Below are 18,974 nucleotides of genomic sequence, written 5' to 3'. Positions count from 1 at the left end.
CAGACCAATGAATAACATCAAAAATCAATTAATTTAATTTCACCCAACGGGTTAATATTAAACATATATTTCAAAATATTCTATTCGATTTCTATGAAAAAAATAATTGTAACATTGTTTATAATTTGTAGTTATAATTTTCTTTCTTCGCAAGAAACATTCACGCGAAAAGACACATTACAAGGTGGGCTTCGTCCTGAACGAACTTGTTTTAATGTTTTGCACTATGATTTGAATATCAAAATTAATCCAGAAGAAAAATATATTGTAGGTTATAACGAAATCACTTTCGGAATGGAGGGAAAAAGTGATGTGATTCAACTTGATTTATTTGAAAATATGGAAGTAGATTCCATTATATTCAACTCTAAAAAACTTACTTATAAAAGAGAATTCAATGCTGTATTTGTTGATTTCCCTGAAGCGTTTCAAAGTATTGGAAATAAAGGAAAAACAATTCGTTTTTATTATTCAGGAAAACCGATAATTGCCAAAAATGCGCCTTGGGATGGTGGCTTTGTGTTTACAAAAGATAGACAAGGAAAAGATTGGGTTGGAGTAGCTTGTCAAAGAACCGGAGCTAGTTTGTGGTATCCATGTAAAGATTCGCAAAGTGACGAACCCGATTTTGGTGCAACGATAAAAGTAGCCGTTCCCAATGGATTAATGAATGTATCCAACGGAAGATTCATGGGTAACGTAGATTTAAAAAATGGATATACACGATGGGATTGGGAAGTTAATTATACAATAAATACTTATTCGATAACCGTAAACATTGGCGATTATGTTCAAATTCATGAAAATTATAAGGGATTGAATTTAGATTACTATGTTTTACGTGAAAATGAAGCCAAAGCTCGAGTTCATTTTGAAGAAGTAAAACCTATGATGGATTGTTTTCAGAGTAAATTTGGCCCTTATCCTTTTGCGTATGACGGATATAAATTGGTTGAGACTCCTTATTTAGGTATGGAACACCAAAGTGCTGTGGCTTATGGCAATAAATATGTAAAAGGATATTTAGGAACCGATAGATCTCAAACCGGGATTGGGTTGCTTTTTGACTTCATTATCATTCACGAAAGTGGGCACGAATGGCTTGGAAATAGCATTACATCCAAAGACAGTGCTGACATGTGGATACACGAAGGATTTACTAGCTATACTGAATCTGTTTATGTTGAATGCCAATATGGTTATGAAAAAGGGCAAGAATACATAAACGGCTGTAAAGAAAATATTGATAATACCAGTCCAATAATTGGTCCTTATGGAGTCAATAAGCAAGGCTCAACTGATATGTATGAAAAAGGTGCTTTGATGTTGAATACATTGCGACACATTGTAGACAACGATGATAAATGGTGGGAAATACTATTGAAATATTCCAAAACATTCCGTCATAAAATCATTGACACAAAAACTGTAGTCGCCTTTTTCAATTCAGAAACAGGAATGAATTTAACTACCATTTTTAATCAATATCTCAGATATGCTAACATTCCTAAACTTGAATTGAGAAAAAGCAAAGGGAAATTAGAATATCGCTGGAAAGCTAATGAATCTATATTCACTATGCCGGTTGATATCAAAATAAGAGGTAAAAAATACCGTATTTATCCAACAAATGCTTGGAAAAAAACAAAATCTAATATTAATAAAATAGAAGATATCGAAGTATTGACCAATGATTTTTACATCAATGTTAATCTTCTCAAAAAATTATAAATACCTTTTAGTTGCGAAATTAAAAAAGTAACTTATACCGAATTTTAAATTACTTCTATATTATTATTCAAGACTGATTAATTTTATTTATTCAGTGTTTCTTTTCTCAGAATTTTTCCTGTTGCGGTATCTAAAAACTTAGGAATAAAAATAATTTCTTTTGGCTTTTCATATTTATCTAAAGACTCATAAATTGAATAATCCAATTCATGTTTCTCACCTTCAATAACTAGTACAACTTTTTCCCCTAATTCATCATCAGGTTTAGAAGCAATAAAAAAGCGCTGACTAATTTTGCCAACTAACTTTTGCTCAATTTGCTCTGGAATTAGTTTAATACCGCCGCTATTAATAACATTATCCATCCTGCCTAAAAAAATAAATTGATTTTCATCTACCAATTCAACAATGTCATTGGTAATAATTACTTCGGGTGAAATTCTTGGTGCATGAATAACCAAACAGTTTCTATCATCGTACGAAACAGTAACGTATGGCAAAACAGTAAATGCTTTTTCGCCTAATTTTCTGGCGGCAATATGAGTTATTGTTTCTGTCATGCCGTAAGTTTCATAAACTTTGGTAGGTAACTTTAACAATTGCTTCTCCAGAGTTTTATTTACGGCTGCACCACCAATAATCAACTTTTTAACTTTTTTTAATTGAGAAATTGAATTTTGAGCCTGTAAGGGAACCATCGCTACAAAATCAAAATCAATTTCATTGTGGTCTAACGGATGAGAACTTGGAGCCACAAACTCTAAATCAAGTCCTAATATCATTGCACGAACCAACATCATTTTACCCGCTACATATTTCACTGGCAAACATTGTAATGCTTTATTACCTGGTTGCAAATCAAAAAAATCACCAGTTGCCAAGGCTGAATCTACCATAGCTTGTTTACTAATAGATATTGTTTTAGGTACTCCGGTTGATCCAGAAGTTTCCATTTCAATATAACTTTTACAATCAAACCAATCTAAAAGAAAATTGCCAACCGGTTTTTCAAAATCTTCTCCTTCTTTGATAAAACTATATGCTACACGACATAAATCTTCTCTATTAAGATGGAAACCATTCAATTTAAATTGATTATGAACATTTTCGTATGTAGGATTACTCAATACTTCCATCATTTTGATAATTTTCAATTTGTTGAACAACTATTATTTTACCGGTAAGTTTTTCTTTCCAGTTGCTCCAATTATACTTATTACTGAAGATAATTAATATTAGTGGGAAAACCACAACTACCGGAATCAAAATTTCATAACTAACAGAAGGGGCTGAAACATCTTTAAAAACAGATTCTGTTTGAAGTGCTGACCATTCTGAAGTAACCAATAAAGCAGTTACAATATTATTGGCAGCATGAAAACCTAGAGACAACTCCATCCCGTCATCCATTAAGGTAATGATTCCTAGGAATAAACCTGTGCCAATATAATAAACCATAATGATTGGACCCATCTTTTCAACTTCAGGATTCATTATATGCATTAGGCCAAACAAAGCAGAAGTTACAATTAAAGGGAACCATCTATTTTTAGCCAAAAGCCCAAACCCTTGCATGAGGTAGCCTCTGAAAATAAATTCTTCTGCACTGGTCTGTATAGGCAACATTGTTATAGAAATAAGGACCAGAATTAAAAAAGGAATCGGTTTAAAATTAAGTACAAAATTTTCAGGACTTGAGTAATTAACAATTAATGTTGAACATAAACTGAATAATCCCCACAATACAAAAGCAAAAAAAATTCTTTTCCAATCTACTTTTTCTCTCGAAGTTATAATATCAATCAATTTCATTTTGTGTATATATTTTACCACAATGATTATACCCAACATGGTAAAAACAAAAATCAATAACATTAAAAACAACGTAACATTTGGACTGAAAAATTTCATTATTCCGTCTTCTGTAGTTGGCATTGTCTTTCCGGATGTAAATGATTTTAGAATTAAAGCAATTGACAATGGAAATTGACCAATTACATAAAATAAAGCTATAATAAAAAATCCAAGTAAATACTTGAGAACTATGTTGGGCGACTTATTTATTTTTTCTAAAAACATATTTTTTTTGTTTCGCCTAAATTAAGTTTTTTCTATTAAAATATATTACTTTGTAAAAAAAAGATGTTACAAATACTTCACAATCCGAGATGCGGAAAATCGAGAGACTGTTTGGCTTTCATTAAAGAATCTAAATATGAATTTGAAATCATTTATTATTTAGTAAAACCATTATCAACTGACGAAATAAAAACGTTGATTAAAAAACTGAATATCAAACCTATTGAGTTAGTTCGACAAAAAGAAGCAATTTGGATGGAACACTACAAAGGTAAATCGCTAACTGATGCTGATATCATAAAAGCATTGGCAATACATCCAATAGTAATAGAAAGGCCAATTGTTATTAAAGGAAATAAAGCAATTATTGGTAGGGAAATAAAAAAATTGAAAGATTTTATTTAACATTCAATTGGGAATCAAATATTGTTTAAACTATTTACATTTGCACCAATACACAAATATGAAAAAATTAACACCAATTATCACTTTTCTTTTACTACTTATTTCATCTCTAAGCTACGGACAAGAAAAACCAGCTACTTCAAAAATTATTATAACTGGTAATATTATTGAAAGTAACAGTAAAAAAGCATTGGAATATGCTACTATTACTTTAAAAAACACTTCAAATCCGAAATTAATTTTTGGAGGAATTACAGACAATAAAGGTAATTTTTCTATTGAAGTTACTGCCGGAACTTATGATATCGTATTTGAATTCATATCATTCAAATCCTTTAAAATATCCCAAAAAAAATTAACATCTAACACCAATTTTGGAAAAATAAGTCTCGAGGAAGATTTTACTCAATTGAACGAAGTAGTTGTTCGTTCTGAAAAAACTACAGTTGAAATTAAGCTGGATAAAAAAGTATACAATGTTGGCAAAGATTTGATGGTAAAGGGAGGTACTATTAGTGATGTATTAGACAATATTCCATCGGTTACTGTTGATGTTGAAGGTAACATTGCTCTACGTGGTAATGAAAATGTAAGAGTATTGATTGAAGGCAAACCATCAAATGCTATTAATGTCTCTGAAGCTTTACGTTTAATTCCTGCTGATGCTATTGATAAAGTAGAAGTGATAACCAATCCATCCGCTCGTTATGAAGCAGAAGGTGGCGGTGGTATAATTAACATCATTCTTAAGAAAGGAAAAAGTCAAGGAATCAACGGAACTTTTATAGGAAATGTTGGTGACCCAAAAAATAACAGTTTGAACGGTACTTTAAACTATAAAACCAAAGAATTTAATTTGTTCACTACTCAAGGATATAGTGATAAAAATAATCCCGGAAACGCCATAGTAAATTCTAGATACTTGAACGATGATAATTCAACTAGAGATTTTATGAATGAAAATCGAACCAACGAAAGACTAAGCAAAGCTTACAATGGGAGTTTCGGAATGGATTGGTTTCTAGATAAAAGCCTTACTTGGACAAACATTGTGAATTTCAGAAGAAGCGTTGGCGATAATACGGATAATGTATTTCAGAATTATTATGATCAAGATTTTGTTTATGATTATACCAGAAATCGTATAAATAGAGAAGATAGTAAAAGTAATAATATAGAATACACTACCAATTTTACGAAAAACTTCAAAAAAGAAGGTCATAAATTAACTATTGATGGTTCTTTTTCAGCAAATATTGATAAAAACACAGCATTAATATCTGATAAAGCAACCAATACAACTGCCGAAACTTTAGACGAAACAACCAACAATCAGGATCAAAGCAGAAACTTGATTCAAACGGATTATGTTTTGCCATTAGCAAAAGGAAGTCAATTTGAAGCAGGTTACAGAGGTGATTTTTTAACCATTACAACTGATTTTAGTGTAATCAATAATGGAATTCCGTTCCCTGAATTTACAAATATCTTAGAATACAAAGAAAAAGTAAATGCTTTATATGTAAATTATGGATTTAAAGTAAAAAAGTTTTCGTTCTTATTTGGAACACGTTGGGAAGATTCTAACATTGAAGTCAATCAATTAGCAACCAATGATTTTAACACTAAAAGATATAATAATTTTTTTTCAAGCGCCTTTTTAACCTATGAATTTAGTAATCAAACTAGTGCTTCTATAAACTATAGTAAAAGACTACAAAGACCAAGAGGAAGACAGTTAAATCCGTTTAACAACTTGTCAAGTAACATAAATATATTTGTAGGTAATCCCGATTTAAATCCGTCATTCACAGATGCCATAGATTTAAGCTACATAAAAAAATGGAGTAAATTAACATTTAGCACTTCTATGTACGGAAATAGAACTACAGATGCTATTCAATTTGTCAGAAGAGAAAGTGGTGATTTTCAAAATGGAGTGCCAATAATTTTGAGTTCGCCTATAAACCTTGCTACAGAATACAGAGGTGGTTTTGAGTTTACCTTAAATTATTCTCCTTACAAATGGTGGAAACTAAATAGTAACTTCAATTTTTTCTATGTAGAAACGGATGGCGATTTTAATTACATTGATTTTAATGGAAATCCCGTTTCTCAAAATTTTGATAACAGTGCTACTTCATGGTTTACGCGATTAACTTCAAAAATCACTTTACCATACAAAATTGATTGGCAGACCAATGCTACTTATAATGGTTCACAAAGAAATGCACAAGGACGAAGTCTTGGAATTTTCTCTATGAATTTAGCTTTCAGCAAAGATGTTTTAAAAGACAAAGGAACTATTGCATTAAATGTTAGTGATGTCTTCAATTCTCGAAAAAGAATTATGGAAACCTATATTCCTGGTTTAGTAGAATCCTATGGAGAAATGCAATGGAGAGTAAGACAAATAAACCTATCGTTTACCTACAGATTTAATATTCAAAAAAACGAACGCGAAAAACCAAGAAAGTCACTACAAGAAGACGGAGGAGATTTCCCTGGATAATAAAAATAAAAGAGCCCCAAAATTTGGGGCTCTTTCATAAATAAAAACTTAAAATTAAGCTTGTTCTGCGTCTCTATTTGCTTTTCTTTCTTGCAATAATTCTTTAACACCACCATATATCCAATAAGGAACAACGAAAGTTACCAAGAACATCATCAACCAAAAACCAATAGTTAAAATGGTTAAGAAAGCTAAGAAACCTAAATACTGTGAAAATTCAAACATGTTTTCCGGAATTTTTTGAATTATAAGCAAATGTAAGCGGAATATTTAAGCTATGCAAAAACAAAATCAATTTTTATTAAATAGTTTTTATGCATAATTTTGCAGTGACTTTTTAGGAGCCATGCCCTGCAGCAAGGTGATTCTTAAACAACAAACTATAAACAACAAACTATAAACAAATAACAAAATGGAATATAGAATAGAGAAAGACACAATGGGCGAAGTTAAAGTTCCTGCCGATAAATATTGGGGAGCACAAACTGAACGTTCTAGAAATAATTTTAAAATTGGTCCATCGTCATCAATGCCAAAAGAAATCATAGAAGGATTTGCCTATCTAAAAAAAGCTGCTGCTTATGCCAATTGCGATTTAGGTGTTTTATCAATCGAAAAACGCGATGCTATTGCCATAGTTTGTGATGAAATCCTTGCCGGAAAATTAACTGATGAATTTCCATTGGTTATTTGGCAAACGGGCTCTGGAACGCAAAGTAATATGAATGTCAACGAAGTCATTGCCAATCGCGCTCAAGTTTTAGCAGGATTTAAAATTGGAGAAGGCGAACAACTTGTAAAGGCCAATGACGATGTAAACAAATCGCAATCATCAAACGATACTTTCCCCACCGGAATGCATATTGCTTGCTATAAAACAGTTGTAGAAACTACCATTCCTGGAGTAGAAAAACTACGCGATACTTTAGATGCAAAAGCTAAAGCCTATATGAATGTGGTAAAAATTGGAAGAACTCACTTAATGGATGCGACGCCATTAACTCTAGGTCAGGAACTTTCTGGTTATGTTGCTCAATTAAATTACGGAATCAAAGCCTTAAAAAATACACTTTCGCATTTATCAGAAGTTGCCCTTGGTGGAACTGCAGTTGGAACCGGATTAAATACACCTGCTGGGTATGATGTAAAAGTTGCCGAATATATTGCAAAATTTACCGGTCATCCATTTGTGACAGCACCAAATAAATTTGAGGCTTTGGCTTCACACGATGCGATTGTTGAAGCTCATGGTGCTTTGAAACAATTAGCTGTTTCTTTAAATAAAATTGCAAATGATATCCGTATGTTGGCCTCTGGCCCACGTTCCGGAATTGGTGAAATCCTAATTCCTGAAAACGAGCCGGGTTCATCAATCATGCCCGGAAAAGTGAATCCAACGCAATGCGAAGCCTTGACAATGGTATGCGCGCAAGTTATGGGAAATGATGTTGCGATTTCTGTTGGTGGTATGCAAGGTCATTATGAATTGAATGTTTTCAAACCGGTAATGGCAGCTAACTTTTTACAATCGGCTCGTTTACTTGGTGATGCTTGTATTTCTTTTGAAGAACATTGCGCCAGCGGAATTGAACCAAATCATAAACGAATCAAAGAATTAGTTGATAATTCATTGATGTTGGTTACTGCATTAAATACCAAAATCGGCTATTACAAATCGGCTGAAATTGCACAGACAGCACATAAAAACGGTACAACATTAAAAGAAGAAGCCGTTCGTTTGGGTTATGTTACTGTAGAAGATTTTGATGCATGGGTAAAACCAGAAGACCTGGTAGGTAGTCTGAAATAATTTATATTCAATATTTTACAAAAAAAATCCCGATTTACATCGGGATTTTTCGATCTGTCAAAATCAAACAAAACAATAATCAAACTATTTTTTCTTTATAAACATATTGGTGTAATATTTTTTTCCGGTTGTTTCATCAACTGTTACGGATATACCCAAATGAGTGTAATTGCCTTCTATATTATCTTTGTGAGCTGGGCTGTTTAACCAAGCACTCATAGCACTTTCGGCAGTTTGGTAATTATAAGCAATGTTCTCACCAACTCTTTCTGCACCTAAAACTTGTATCAAGTTATTGGATCTTTGTTGGAAATAATCATGGTTAATTACAGCATTATCAATCATATAAATATTGTGCTCTTGCGATTTGTAAGAGATGTGATTGATAACTTCAAGTCTATTCAATCCAATACTTGCACGATAATCATTGATAAGTGAAACAATTCTCAACTCAGTGTCATTGTAATTGTAGGTAGTTACAAGTTTGTTTTCAGTTGAAGAACCTTCTGAAGAGTCAGAAGAACAAGATACCATAGTGAACACAATTGCTAACGGCAACAATGCTCTAAACATTTTTGCTTTCATAGTAGTAGGTTAAGTTTTTAATAAAGTAGATGTGGGGCAAACACTTTATTTCGATTAATTTTGACAGTTTTTAATAAAGTAGATGTGGGGCAAACACTTTATTTATTTTAATTTATAAGAACGTATTGTTTGTTTTCGTTGGACAATTCTACAACTTTTATCGTTTAAAATACAAATAAAATCGATGAATTGCACTTTTTTTAATATAATATAGGTATATTTCTTACTTATAAATAAATATTTTATAATTATTCTATCCGTTCATAAAACAAAAAACCACTCTTGTGAGTGGTTTATATAAATTTAAAAAATAGAAATACAATTTAAGGTGAAAGTCTATCAATCTTCCAACTGAAATTGTCTTGTATTTGGTATCTTATTCTGTCGTGCAATCGGTTTGGTCGACCTTGCCAAAATTCAACTTCTATTGGTCTTACTAGAAATCCACCCCAAAAGTCTGGACGTAGAATTTCTTTTCCTTCAAAAGCTGATTCCAGTTCTCTAAGTTTATTATTTAAATAGTCTCTTGATGGTATAACTTCGCTTTGAGGAGAAACTATAGCTCCTAGTTTACTTCCATCTGGTCTTGAACTGAAGTAATTATCTGAAATAGTTCCTGACGTTTTCTCAGCAATTCCTTTAATAATAACTTGTCTTTCCATATTATGCCAAAAGAAGGATAGACAAATATTTGGATTATTTTGAATAGCTTTCCCTTTTTCAGAATTGTAATTGGTATAAAATATAAAACCTTCCTCATTAAATTTTTTAAGTAAAACCACTCTCGATTTTGGGAAACCATCCAAACCAATCGTCGCAACAGTCATGGCATTGACCTCATCTACTCCACCAAACTCCTGAGTTTCATAAAACCATTTGTGGAATAAATTAATTGGATCTTCCGGAATACTATCTTCCAGAAGCTGGCTTTTTTCATAGGACTTTCTATAATTGCTTAGGTCTTCCATATTTACTTTATTTTTGCTGCAAAATTAAGATAATTACTTTTGAAACTAATTATTAGAATTCAAATGTTTTACCATCATCCGCAAGTAGCAAATTTGAAAATATTGTTTCTGCTTCTTGTTTGAATAAATCAATCGAATCATATCTTGTACTGTAATGACCCAAAAGTAAATATTTTACATTTGCTTTTATTGCAATAGTTGCAGCTTGCTTAGCTGTACTGTGCATTGTTTTCTCCGCTTTGTCAGCTTCCGATTCTAAAAATGTAGTTTCGTGATACAATAAATCACAATTTTCAATTATAGGAATGATTGATTCATCATACATAGTATCGCTGCAAAAGGCATAACTTTTCGGTTGGACCGGATCAAAGGTTAGATCCTCATTTGAAATTATTATTCCATTATCAAGTGTTATATCTCTTCCGTTTTTAATTTTTTGATAATAACACGTGTCGATTTTATATTCCTGAACAGCATCAATATTTAGTTTTCTATCTCCAATCTTTTCCTGAAACAAAAATCCATTGGTATATATTCTATGTTTTAATGGAATTGTTTTTACCAGTACTTTTTCATCTTCGTATATAATCTCGCTTTCTTTAGAAGTCAATTCGTGAAAATATAAATTATATCCTGTAAACGAATTAGAATAGCGCAATTGAAGTAATATAATTTCTTTTATGCCTTTGGGCCCATAAACATGTAAATCGTTTTGACGGTTAAGCAACATAAAAGTTGAAATCAAACCTACTAGTCCATAAAAGTGATCACCATGTAAATGCGAAATAAAAATATGATTGATTTTAGAAAACTTAAGTTTATTTTTTCGAAGTTGAACTTGGGTTCCTTCGCCACAATCAATCAAAAACATTTGGTTTCTAATTTCTAAAAATTGCGAAGTTGGATTGGTTATAGTTCGTGGAGTTGCTGCATAACAGCCAAGAATGGTTAATTTCATTTATAATTGATAATGAAAATGATGTTTATTCTAATAGCTAAAATCCTAAATCGCGCTCAATTTCTTCCATTTCAATAATGTCATGAGCTTCTAAAATTGTAGGAACAAGAATAATATTTTTTGGAACTTTATTAAAATTAACACTATTGGTTACAAGTACAATTGACTTCTTTCCTTTAGTATGCGTTTTAATCATTTCATTAAAAAGTTTGATATCATCCATTGTCATCGCTTTATCATGAGATAAATCAATTATCAAGTTTTGAGATTTAAAACTGGCGTACTCATGATTTAACTTATGATGAAACTCGTCAGTACTACCTTGCGTATTTCTAATAGTCGTGGTATGCCCTTTTTGTTCTACTTTCATTTTTAGAAGATGAATAAAATATTAATGATGCTAATTTACTAAGATTTTGTTACTATCTATTGATTTTTTACTGGGATAATCAATTAGAAGATGTAGTTCATAGAAAATTATGGTTTTTCATCGGTAAAACGATTGTTCTTTTATCATTTAATAGACGAAATGCACAAAAAAAACGTCTAAAACCCTTGAATTCATTGATTTTGTCGATTAAACGACTTTTAAGGTTAGTCATCGAAAATATTTTCAGTCAGAAATGTGTTGCCGTAGTTTTGGTGAAGAAATAACAAAGAATCCCAAATTATGACAACACCTAATAGCACTTTGAATCTTGGAAATATAACAAACTTAAAATTATTTGTTTTTTTCGTTTTGTTATTATTATCTTCAACGGGATCATTTGCTCAAGCTAACACAAATAGCTTTGTTGTTACTACTTCAACTGAGGTTTCTGCATCTAATGATGCTAAAATAGTTATCACTAGTGATAAAGCCTTTGCTTCTTCTGCAATGGAATTTGCTGTTTGGTTTATGGGTACAAAAAAAACTAGTAATGATACTCCAACAAACGGAACTTTCAGTAAAAAACAATTGATTAACTCAGGTATTAATACAAACAGTGTATTGATCAGATCTTTATTGAAAAAAGTGTCTACGCAAGAAAAAGGTATTGCATAATAATTATTATTTTTTATAATATATTTTGGTTAGTTTAGGAAATAAAAAGTCCCGATTTACTTCGGGACTTTTTTATGCATTCAATTTTAATATAATTACATTTATTATTTAGCTTTTAATGCTTTGTATTTATCGGTCATTTCAAGCGCATTATAAACGCTCAATAAGGTTTTCTTGGCTGCATCATCTTCTGGTTTTAATTCTACAGCTTTTTCAAGATAAGGCAAGACTGATTTGAAACACTTTTCTCTTTCAGCTTTTATAACTTCATATCGCTTGTTTTCTTTTTCTGAAGTTCCTAATTTATTCATCTCAGAAACATATTTTTCGTCTGCTCTTAATTTTAATTCTGAAAGGTTTAAAAGTGCGTCAAAATAGTTTGGGTCTATTTCAATAGCTTTTTTATAATTTTTTTCAGCTTCATCTAACTTATTAGAATTAGCACTAGTTACCCCTAAGTTAAAATATAATACTTTATTATTTGGATCATTTGCCAATGCTTCATTAACTAATCGTGTAAAATTAGTCATATCATTTAATTTTAGATATAAATCTGCTTCCGTTAAAATTAATGAATTATCATTAGGATTTGCACTTCTAGCCTCAGAAACTGCTGCTTTAGCCTCATCTATTTTTCCCGCTTCAACTAATATTAATGCAATATTTTTATAAATCTCACCTTTTTTTGATTCAGCTTTCTCGTCTCTTGGCTTTTCGTGAGTTCCAGTTTTAATAAAAATATCTCTTTCATTTTTAGTATTAAAGGTTTCTTCTTTTTGTGATGCCTTATTGGTTGCCCAATAAATAGTTCCTTCTCCGCTATAATTTAATTGCTTCAATTCATAATAATAACTTAAAGCTTTATCATAATCTAAACCATTTACGGCATAACTAGCAGCATAGTATAATTTATCTTGGTCTTTTTTGTCTAATTGATAAACAGAATACAAAACATCTGCTGCTTCTTTAAACTTTTTTGTATCACCTAAATTTATAGCAACATTAACTAAAATTGGTTTGAAAGTAGTAATGTTTTTAATAATTCCCTCTGTAAAAACTTTTTTTCCTGTTTTCTTTTCATAATCCAATGTGGTATTGTAAGCAGTAGCTAAATCTGCAATCGCTTTTGGATTAAAAAGTTTAAATAATTGAGCTGGAGTTGCAGTAGGCCCTAACACTGCCATTTCAATGCCAGGTAGAGTTACCCTATAAAAATCATAATATACTTTGTCTCCTTCTTCAGTTGTAAGAGGTGCTAATTTATCTAAGTTGGCTTTGTAATCGGCTAGATCATTAGCAGAAAGTGCTTCTTTTTCATAAATCCTTTTTAATTTTTTTAACTCATCTTTTTGCGCAAAAGATGAAACAGAAACTAATACTGCAGAAGCAAGTATAATGTGTTTAATTCTCATTTTTTTTGTTTTTAGTTTATAATTAAAATCACCAATTAAAAAATTCCAATTGGTGATTAATTTGTTTTTTATTCATCGTCATCAGAATCATCTTCAGCATCATCATCTTCAATTACTTCGTCATCATCATCGTCTTCATCGACTGAACCATCATCTTCAAGAACTTCTAAAACTGGTTTCACTCTTTCAATAGTTTCAACTTCAATAATATTTCCATCTTCATCAACTTCCGGTTCAGAAACATCATCTTTCATCACTTTGGTAACTGCAGCAATAGAATCGTTTCCTTTAATATTAATAAGTTTTACACCTTGCGTTGCTCTTCCCATTACTCTCAAATCTTCAACCGCCATTCTGATTGTTAATCCAGATTTGTTGATAATCATCAAATCATCAGCATCTGTTACTGAATTAATTGAAATCAGTTTACCTGTTTTCTCCGTAATGTTAAGTGTTTTAACTCCTTTTCCACCACGGTTTGTAATTCTGTATTCATCAAGTGAAGAACGTTTCCCGTAACCGTTTTCAGCAACTACCAGAATTTCACTTTCCATGTCGTTTACGGTTACCATGCCAATTACTTCATCAGTTTCATCTTTTAGGGTAATTCCACGAACACCGGAAGCTGTTCTTCCCATCGGACGTGTTTTAGTCTCTTCGAAACGAACTAATTTTCCAGACTTAACAGCCAATATAATTTGGCTTTGGCCATTTGTTAATTGTGCGCCTAACAATTCGTCATCTTCTCTAATGGTAATTGCCGCAACTCCGTTAACTCTTGGTTTTGAATATTTGTCTAAAGAAGTTTTCTTAACCTGTCCTTTTTTGGTAACCATAATAAGGTTGTGGCTATTGGTATATTCTTTATCTTTTAAATCTTGGGTGCAGATAAATGCTTTTACTTTATCATCAGATTCTATATTGATAAGGTTTTGCAATGCCCTTCCTTTTGCGGTTTTACTACCTTCCGGAATTTCATATACACGCATCCAGAAACATTTTCCTTTTTGCGTAAAGAACATCATGTATTGATGGTTTGTGGCCACATACATATGCTCTAAGAAATCCTGATCTCTTGTTCCTGCACTTTTTTGTCCAACTCCTCCTCTATTTTGAGTTTTGTATTCGGAAAGGTTTGTACGTTTGATATAACCTGCGTGTGAAATTGTGATTACTACATTTTCATCGGCAATCAAATCCTCTATACTTACATCTCCGCCAGAATATTCGATAAGCGAACGACGAGCATCTCCATATTTATCTTTGATTTCGATTAATTCTTCTTTAATCAATTCCATTCTCAATTCTTTGTTTGCTAACAAATCTCTCAAACGTTGAATTAATTTCATTATTTCTTCATACTCTGCTCTTAACTTGTCTTGCTCTAAACCTGTTAACTGACGTAGACGCATTTCAACTATCGCTCTGGCTTGAATATCTGACAATCCAAACCTTTCAATCAATTTACCTCTAGCTTCATCGCCATCTTTAGAAGAACGGATCAAGGCAATTACTTCATCTATATTATCGGAAGCAATAATTAAACCTTCTAAAATATGAGCTCTTTCTTCTGCTTTGCGCAATTCGAACTGTGTTCTTCTAATTACAACTTCATGGCGATGCTCAACGAAATAATGAATCAAATCTTTTACATTCAACATTTGTGGCCTTCCGTTTACCAGCGCTATATTATTAACACTGAAAGAAGATTGCAATTGTGTGAACTTAAATAGAGTATTCAAAACTACATTAGGAACAGCATCACGTTTCAATTCATAAACGATACGCATTCCGTTTCTATCTGATTCATCGCGGATGTTTGAAATACCTTCAATCTTTTTATCGTTAATCAAATCGGCAGTTTTCTTTATCATTTCTGCCTTATTGACCTGATATGGAATTTCAGAAACAACAATAGCTTCTCTTCCGTTTGATTCTTCAAAACTTATTTTGGCACGAATAACAATTCTTCCTCTTCCTGTCTTGAATGCTTCACGAACTCCTTCCATTCCGTATATTGTACCTCCGGTTGGAAAATCCGGTGCTTTGATATGCGTGATTAATTCGTCAATCTCTATGTCATTGTTATCAATGTAAGCTAATGTTCCATCAATAACTTCTGTTAAATTGTGAGGTGCCATATTGGTAGCCATACCAACTGCGATTCCTGACGCTCCATTAATAAGTAAATTTGGAACACGAGTTGGCATTACTGTAGGCTCTTGCAATGTATCGTCAAAATTCAATTGAAAATCAACTGTTTCTTTGTCGATATCTGCCATAATGTCTTCTGACATTTTTTTCATTCTAGCTTCAGTATAACGCATAGCAGCTGGACTATCTCCATCAATAGAGCCAAAGTTACCTTGACCGTCAACCAATAAATAACGTAAACTCCATTCCTGAGCCATACGAACCATGGCATCATAAACCGAAGTATCTCCATGTGGGTGATACTTTCCTAAAACCTCTCCAACAATTCTTGCGGATTTTTTGTGAGCTCTATTTGAAAAAACTCCTAAATCATACATTCCGTATAACACTCTTCGGTGCACTGGCTTTAAACCATCACGCACATCTGGCAATGCTCTTGAGACAATAACCGACATCGAATAATCGATGTAAGCTGATTTCATTTCATCTTCGATGTTAATCGGAATTAACCTTTCTCCGTCAGACATATATTATAAATTATTTAATAAAAATTAGTTTAATTTCAAAACGTGCTAATATAGAATATTTAAAAATTTTAACACCTTTTTTTGCTCATAAATTTCAATGATTTATTAACAAAATAGGGGCTATTTTTGGTTAATAAATTACTTGTATAAGCGCTTTCATTATTGGCTTTTTTTTTGTCTATTAGCTGACAGTACATTTAGCGGGAATGATTTTTGTTAGAATTGTCCGTAACAACTAAATTTACATCACCAATTCTATATTTATGGATGATAATTTTTCACCAAGAGTTAAAGATGTGATAACCTACAGCAAAGAAGAGGCTTTGCGTTTAGGTCATGACTTCATAGGAACAGAGCATTTAATGCTTGGTATTTTAAGAGACGGAAATGGTAAAGCAATTACTATTCTCAATAATCTTTCTATTGATTTAGAACATTTACGAAAAAAGGTTGAAGTACTCAGTCCAGCAAATCCAAATGTGGAAATCAGTAACGAAAAGAAAAATCTACACTTGACTCGTCAAGCGGAACGCGCATTGAAAACTACTTTTCTTGAAGCTAAAGTATTTCAAAGTTCGTCTATCAGTACAGCACATCTATTATTGTGTATTTTAAGAAATGAGAATGACCCAACAACCAAACTACTGCATCGTCTTAAAATAGACTACAATGTAGTTAAAGAACAATATTTAAACATGACACCAAGTGATGAAGATTTTAATGATAATTTGCCAACAAACGAATCTTACAATGACGACTCAGGTCAAGATGACAGTTTGAAAGAAGGCAGTTTTAATAATCCGACAAATAAGACGAATAAAAAATCTAAAACGCCTGTTTTGGATAATTTTGGCCGTGATTTAACCGAGATGGCAGAAGAAGGAAAACTCGACCCAGTGGTTGGTCGTGAAAAAGAGATTGAAAGAGTTTCTCAAATTCTTAGCCGAAGAAAGAAAAACAATCCACTATTAATCGGTGAACCTGGTGTTGGTAAATCTGCCATAGCAGAAGGTTTAGCGTTGCGAATTATTCAAAAGAAAGTATCGCGTATTTTATTCAACAAAAGAGTGGTTACTTTAGATTTAGCGTCTTTAGTTGCCGGAACAAAGTACCGTGGACAATTTGAAGAAAGAATGAAAGCCGTGATGAACGAATTAGAAAAGAATGACGATATTATTCTTTTCATTGATGAAATTCACACTATCGTAGGTGCTGGTGGCGCAACAGGTTCGCTTGATGCTTCTAATATGTTCAAACCAGCATTAGCAAGAGGTGAAATACAATGTATTGGAGCTACTACTCTTGATGAATACCGTCAATATATTGAGAAAGATGGAGCCTTAGAAAGACGTTTTCAAAAAGTAATTGTTGAACCAACTTCGGTTGAAGAAACTATTACGATTTTAAATAACATCAAAAACAAATACGAAGATCACCATAGTGTAACATATACTGACGAGGCAATTGAAGCTTGTGTTAAATTGACCGATAGGTATATGTCAGAGCGTTTTCTTCCGGACAAAGCTATTGATGCTTTGGATGAAGCTGGTTCAAGAGTTCACATTACCAATATTGATGTTCCGAAAAAGATTTTGGATTTAGAACGTCAGTTGGAAGAAGTGCGCGATTTAAAAAATTCAGTAGTTAAGAAACAGAAATATGAAGAAGCGGCAAAACTTCGTGACGATGAAAAGCGTTTAGAAAAAGACTTAGCCATTGCACAAGAACAATGGGAAGAAGATTCAAAAAGCAATCGTATTCAGGTAACTGAAGATAATGTTGCCGATGTTGTATCAATGATGACAGGAATTCCTGTGAATCGTATTGCACAAACAGAAAGTAACAAATTGGCCCACTTACCTGATTTAATCAAAGGAAAAGTAATTGGTCAAGATGAAGCGGTATTAAAAATCTCTCGTTCGATCCAAAGAAATCGTGCTGGTTTGAAAGACCCAAATCGTCCAATTGGTTCGTTTATTTTCTTAGGACAAACCGGTGTTGGAAAAACACAGTTAGCCAAAGTTTTGGCCAAAGAATTATTCGACTCTGAAGATGCTTTGATTAGAATTGACATGAGTGAATACATGGAGAAATTCGCAATTTCAAGATTAATCGGTGCTCCTCCGGGATATGTTGGTTATGAAGAAGGTGGGCAATTAACCGAAAAAGTAAGAAGAAAGCCTTATTGTGTGGTGCTTTTAGATGAAATTGAAAAAGCACATCCCGATGTTTTCAACATGATGTTACAAGTATTAGATGATGGTTATCTTACTGATAGTTTAGGTCGAAAAATCGATTTCAAAAACACTATCATCATTATGACTTCTAATGTTGGTGCACGACAATTAAAAGATTTTGGGCAAGGTGTTGGATTCGGAACTGCGGCAAAAATTGCGCAAGCCGATGATAATTCAAAAAGTGTTATCGAAAATGCTTTGAAAAAAACATTTGCTCCAGAATTTTTGAATAGAATTGACGACGTAATTGTCTTTAATCCGCTAGAAAAACACGATATTGATTTGATAATTGAAATAGAATTAAAGAAACTATTTGGTAGAGTTTCAGAATTAGGATATACATTAAATCTTTCAGATAAAGCAAAAGCATTCATAGCTGAAAAAGGTTTTGATAAACAATTTGGAGCGCGCCCACTTAAAAGAGCTATTCAAAAATATGTTGAAGATGCTTTAGCTGAGGAAATAATTACTTCCAAAATTGCATCGGGAGATATAATTTTTATGGATTTAGACGAAACTTCACAAGAGTTAACTGTTACCATACAAAAAAC

Annotated in this window: 15 protein-coding genes; 6 read left to right on the top strand and 9 right to left on the bottom strand. The window is 32.2% G+C overall.

Features of this window, described 5'->3' with window-relative positions; all coding sequences use genetic code 11:
• The first annotated feature begins 93 nt into the window (after nucleotides 1–93).
• Nucleotides 94–1,731 (top strand): M1 family metallopeptidase, encoded by a 1,638-nt coding sequence (locus tag ACOYLP_RS05150; RefSeq protein WP_422855114.1) that lies wholly within the window; start codon nucleotides 94–96, stop codon nucleotides 1,729–1,731.
• Nucleotides 1,732–1,814: 83 nt separating this feature from the next.
• Here the strand turns inward: ACOYLP_RS05150 and ACOYLP_RS05145 are convergent, their stop codons facing one another.
• Together ACOYLP_RS05145 and ACOYLP_RS05140 are read right to left on the bottom strand one after the other, a co-directional pair.
• Entirely contained in the window at nucleotides 1,815–2,870 is a 1,056-nt protein-coding gene (locus ACOYLP_RS05145) for an AMP-binding protein (RefSeq protein ID WP_422855113.1), read from the bottom strand.
• Nucleotides 2,851–3,810: a lysostaphin resistance A-like protein gene (locus tag ACOYLP_RS05140; protein ID WP_422855112.1), complete on the bottom strand. Its 960-nt coding sequence runs from the start codon at nucleotides 3,808–3,810 to the stop codon at nucleotides 2,851–2,853. Before ACOYLP_RS05140 ends, ACOYLP_RS05145 begins: the two co-directional genes overlap by 20 nt.
• 63 nt (nucleotides 3,811–3,873) lie before the next feature.
• On the opposite strand from ACOYLP_RS05140, the gene ACOYLP_RS05135 reads away from it, so the two are divergent.
• Nucleotides 3,874–4,215, top strand: coding sequence for an ArsC/Spx/MgsR family protein (locus ACOYLP_RS05135; RefSeq protein WP_422855111.1), 342 nt, complete (start codon nucleotides 3,874–3,876; stop codon nucleotides 4,213–4,215).
• A gap of 58 nt (nucleotides 4,216–4,273) precedes the next feature.
• Entirely contained in the window at nucleotides 4,274–6,727 is a 2,454-nt protein-coding gene (locus ACOYLP_RS05130; RefSeq protein WP_422855110.1) for an outer membrane beta-barrel family protein, read from the top strand.
• Nucleotides 6,728–6,781: 54 nt separating this feature from the next.
• Here the strand turns inward: ACOYLP_RS05130 and ACOYLP_RS05125 are convergent, their stop codons facing one another.
• Nucleotides 6,782–6,952 carry a hypothetical protein gene (locus ACOYLP_RS05125; protein ID WP_422855109.1) on the bottom strand — a complete coding sequence of 57 codons (171 nt, stop codon included), beginning with the start codon at nucleotides 6,950–6,952 and terminating at the stop codon, nucleotides 6,782–6,784.
• A 187-nt stretch (nucleotides 6,953–7,139) separates the two neighbouring features.
• Between ACOYLP_RS05125 and fumC the strand changes: the two genes are divergently transcribed.
• Nucleotides 7,140–8,537, top strand: a complete 1,398-nt coding sequence (gene fumC, locus ACOYLP_RS05120; RefSeq protein ID WP_422855108.1) for a class II fumarate hydratase — start codon at nucleotides 7,140–7,142, stop codon at nucleotides 8,535–8,537.
• 84 nt (nucleotides 8,538–8,621) lie between these two features.
• Here fumC and ACOYLP_RS05115 read toward each other — a convergent pair whose 3' ends face one another.
• The 4 genes from ACOYLP_RS05115 to ACOYLP_RS05100 all read right to left on the bottom strand — a co-directional run bounded on the left by ACOYLP_RS05115 (nucleotide 8,622) and on the right by ACOYLP_RS05100 (nucleotide 11,418).
• Complete coding sequence (locus tag ACOYLP_RS05115; protein ID WP_422855107.1) at nucleotides 8,622–9,122, bottom strand: CAP domain-containing protein; 501 nt, start codon at nucleotides 9,120–9,122, stop codon at nucleotides 8,622–8,624.
• Nucleotides 9,123–9,445: 323 nt separating this feature from the next.
• Nucleotides 9,446–10,090, bottom strand: a complete 645-nt coding sequence (gene pdxH / locus ACOYLP_RS05110; RefSeq protein WP_422855106.1) for a pyridoxamine 5'-phosphate oxidase — start codon at nucleotides 10,088–10,090, stop codon at nucleotides 9,446–9,448.
• 52 nt (nucleotides 10,091–10,142) lie between these two features.
• Nucleotides 10,143–11,048, bottom strand: a complete 906-nt coding sequence (locus ACOYLP_RS05105) for a ribonuclease Z (RefSeq protein WP_422855105.1) — start codon at nucleotides 11,046–11,048, stop codon at nucleotides 10,143–10,145.
• Nucleotides 11,049–11,085: 37 nt separating this feature from the next.
• Nucleotides 11,086–11,418, bottom strand: a complete 333-nt coding sequence (locus ACOYLP_RS05100) for a ribonuclease Z (protein WP_422855104.1) — start codon at nucleotides 11,416–11,418, stop codon at nucleotides 11,086–11,088.
• A gap of 300 nt (nucleotides 11,419–11,718) precedes the next feature.
• On the opposite strand from ACOYLP_RS05100, the gene ACOYLP_RS05095 reads away from it, so the two are divergent.
• A complete protein-coding gene (locus ACOYLP_RS05095; protein ID WP_422855103.1) occupies nucleotides 11,719–12,093 on the top strand; it encodes a hypothetical protein in 375 nt (124 codons plus the stop codon).
• 104 nt (nucleotides 12,094–12,197) lie between these two features.
• On the opposite strand, the gene ACOYLP_RS05090 is transcribed toward ACOYLP_RS05095, so the two are convergent.
• Nucleotides 12,198–13,505: a tetratricopeptide repeat protein gene (locus ACOYLP_RS05090; protein WP_422855102.1), complete on the bottom strand. Its 1,308-nt coding sequence runs from the start codon at nucleotides 13,503–13,505 to the stop codon at nucleotides 12,198–12,200.
• A 68-nt stretch (nucleotides 13,506–13,573) separates the two neighbouring features.
• Nucleotides 13,574–16,186 carry a DNA gyrase subunit A gene (gene gyrA / locus ACOYLP_RS05085; protein ID WP_422855101.1) on the bottom strand — a complete coding sequence of 871 codons (2,613 nt, stop codon included), beginning with the start codon at nucleotides 16,184–16,186 and terminating at the stop codon, nucleotides 13,574–13,576.
• A gap of 263 nt (nucleotides 16,187–16,449) precedes the next feature.
• On the opposite strand from gyrA, the gene ACOYLP_RS05080 reads away from it, so the two are divergent.
• Nucleotides 16,450–18,974 (top strand): ATP-dependent Clp protease ATP-binding subunit (locus tag ACOYLP_RS05080; protein WP_422855100.1); only part of this gene is annotated, 2,525 nt, incomplete at its 3' end.

Source organism: Flavobacterium sp., from assembly GCF_049318325.1.
Classification (GTDB): domain Bacteria; phylum Bacteroidota; class Bacteroidia; order Flavobacteriales; family Flavobacteriaceae; genus Flavobacterium.
Note: the sequence above shows the minus strand (reverse complement) of the source record. Positions and strands in the feature narration are given on the sequence as shown.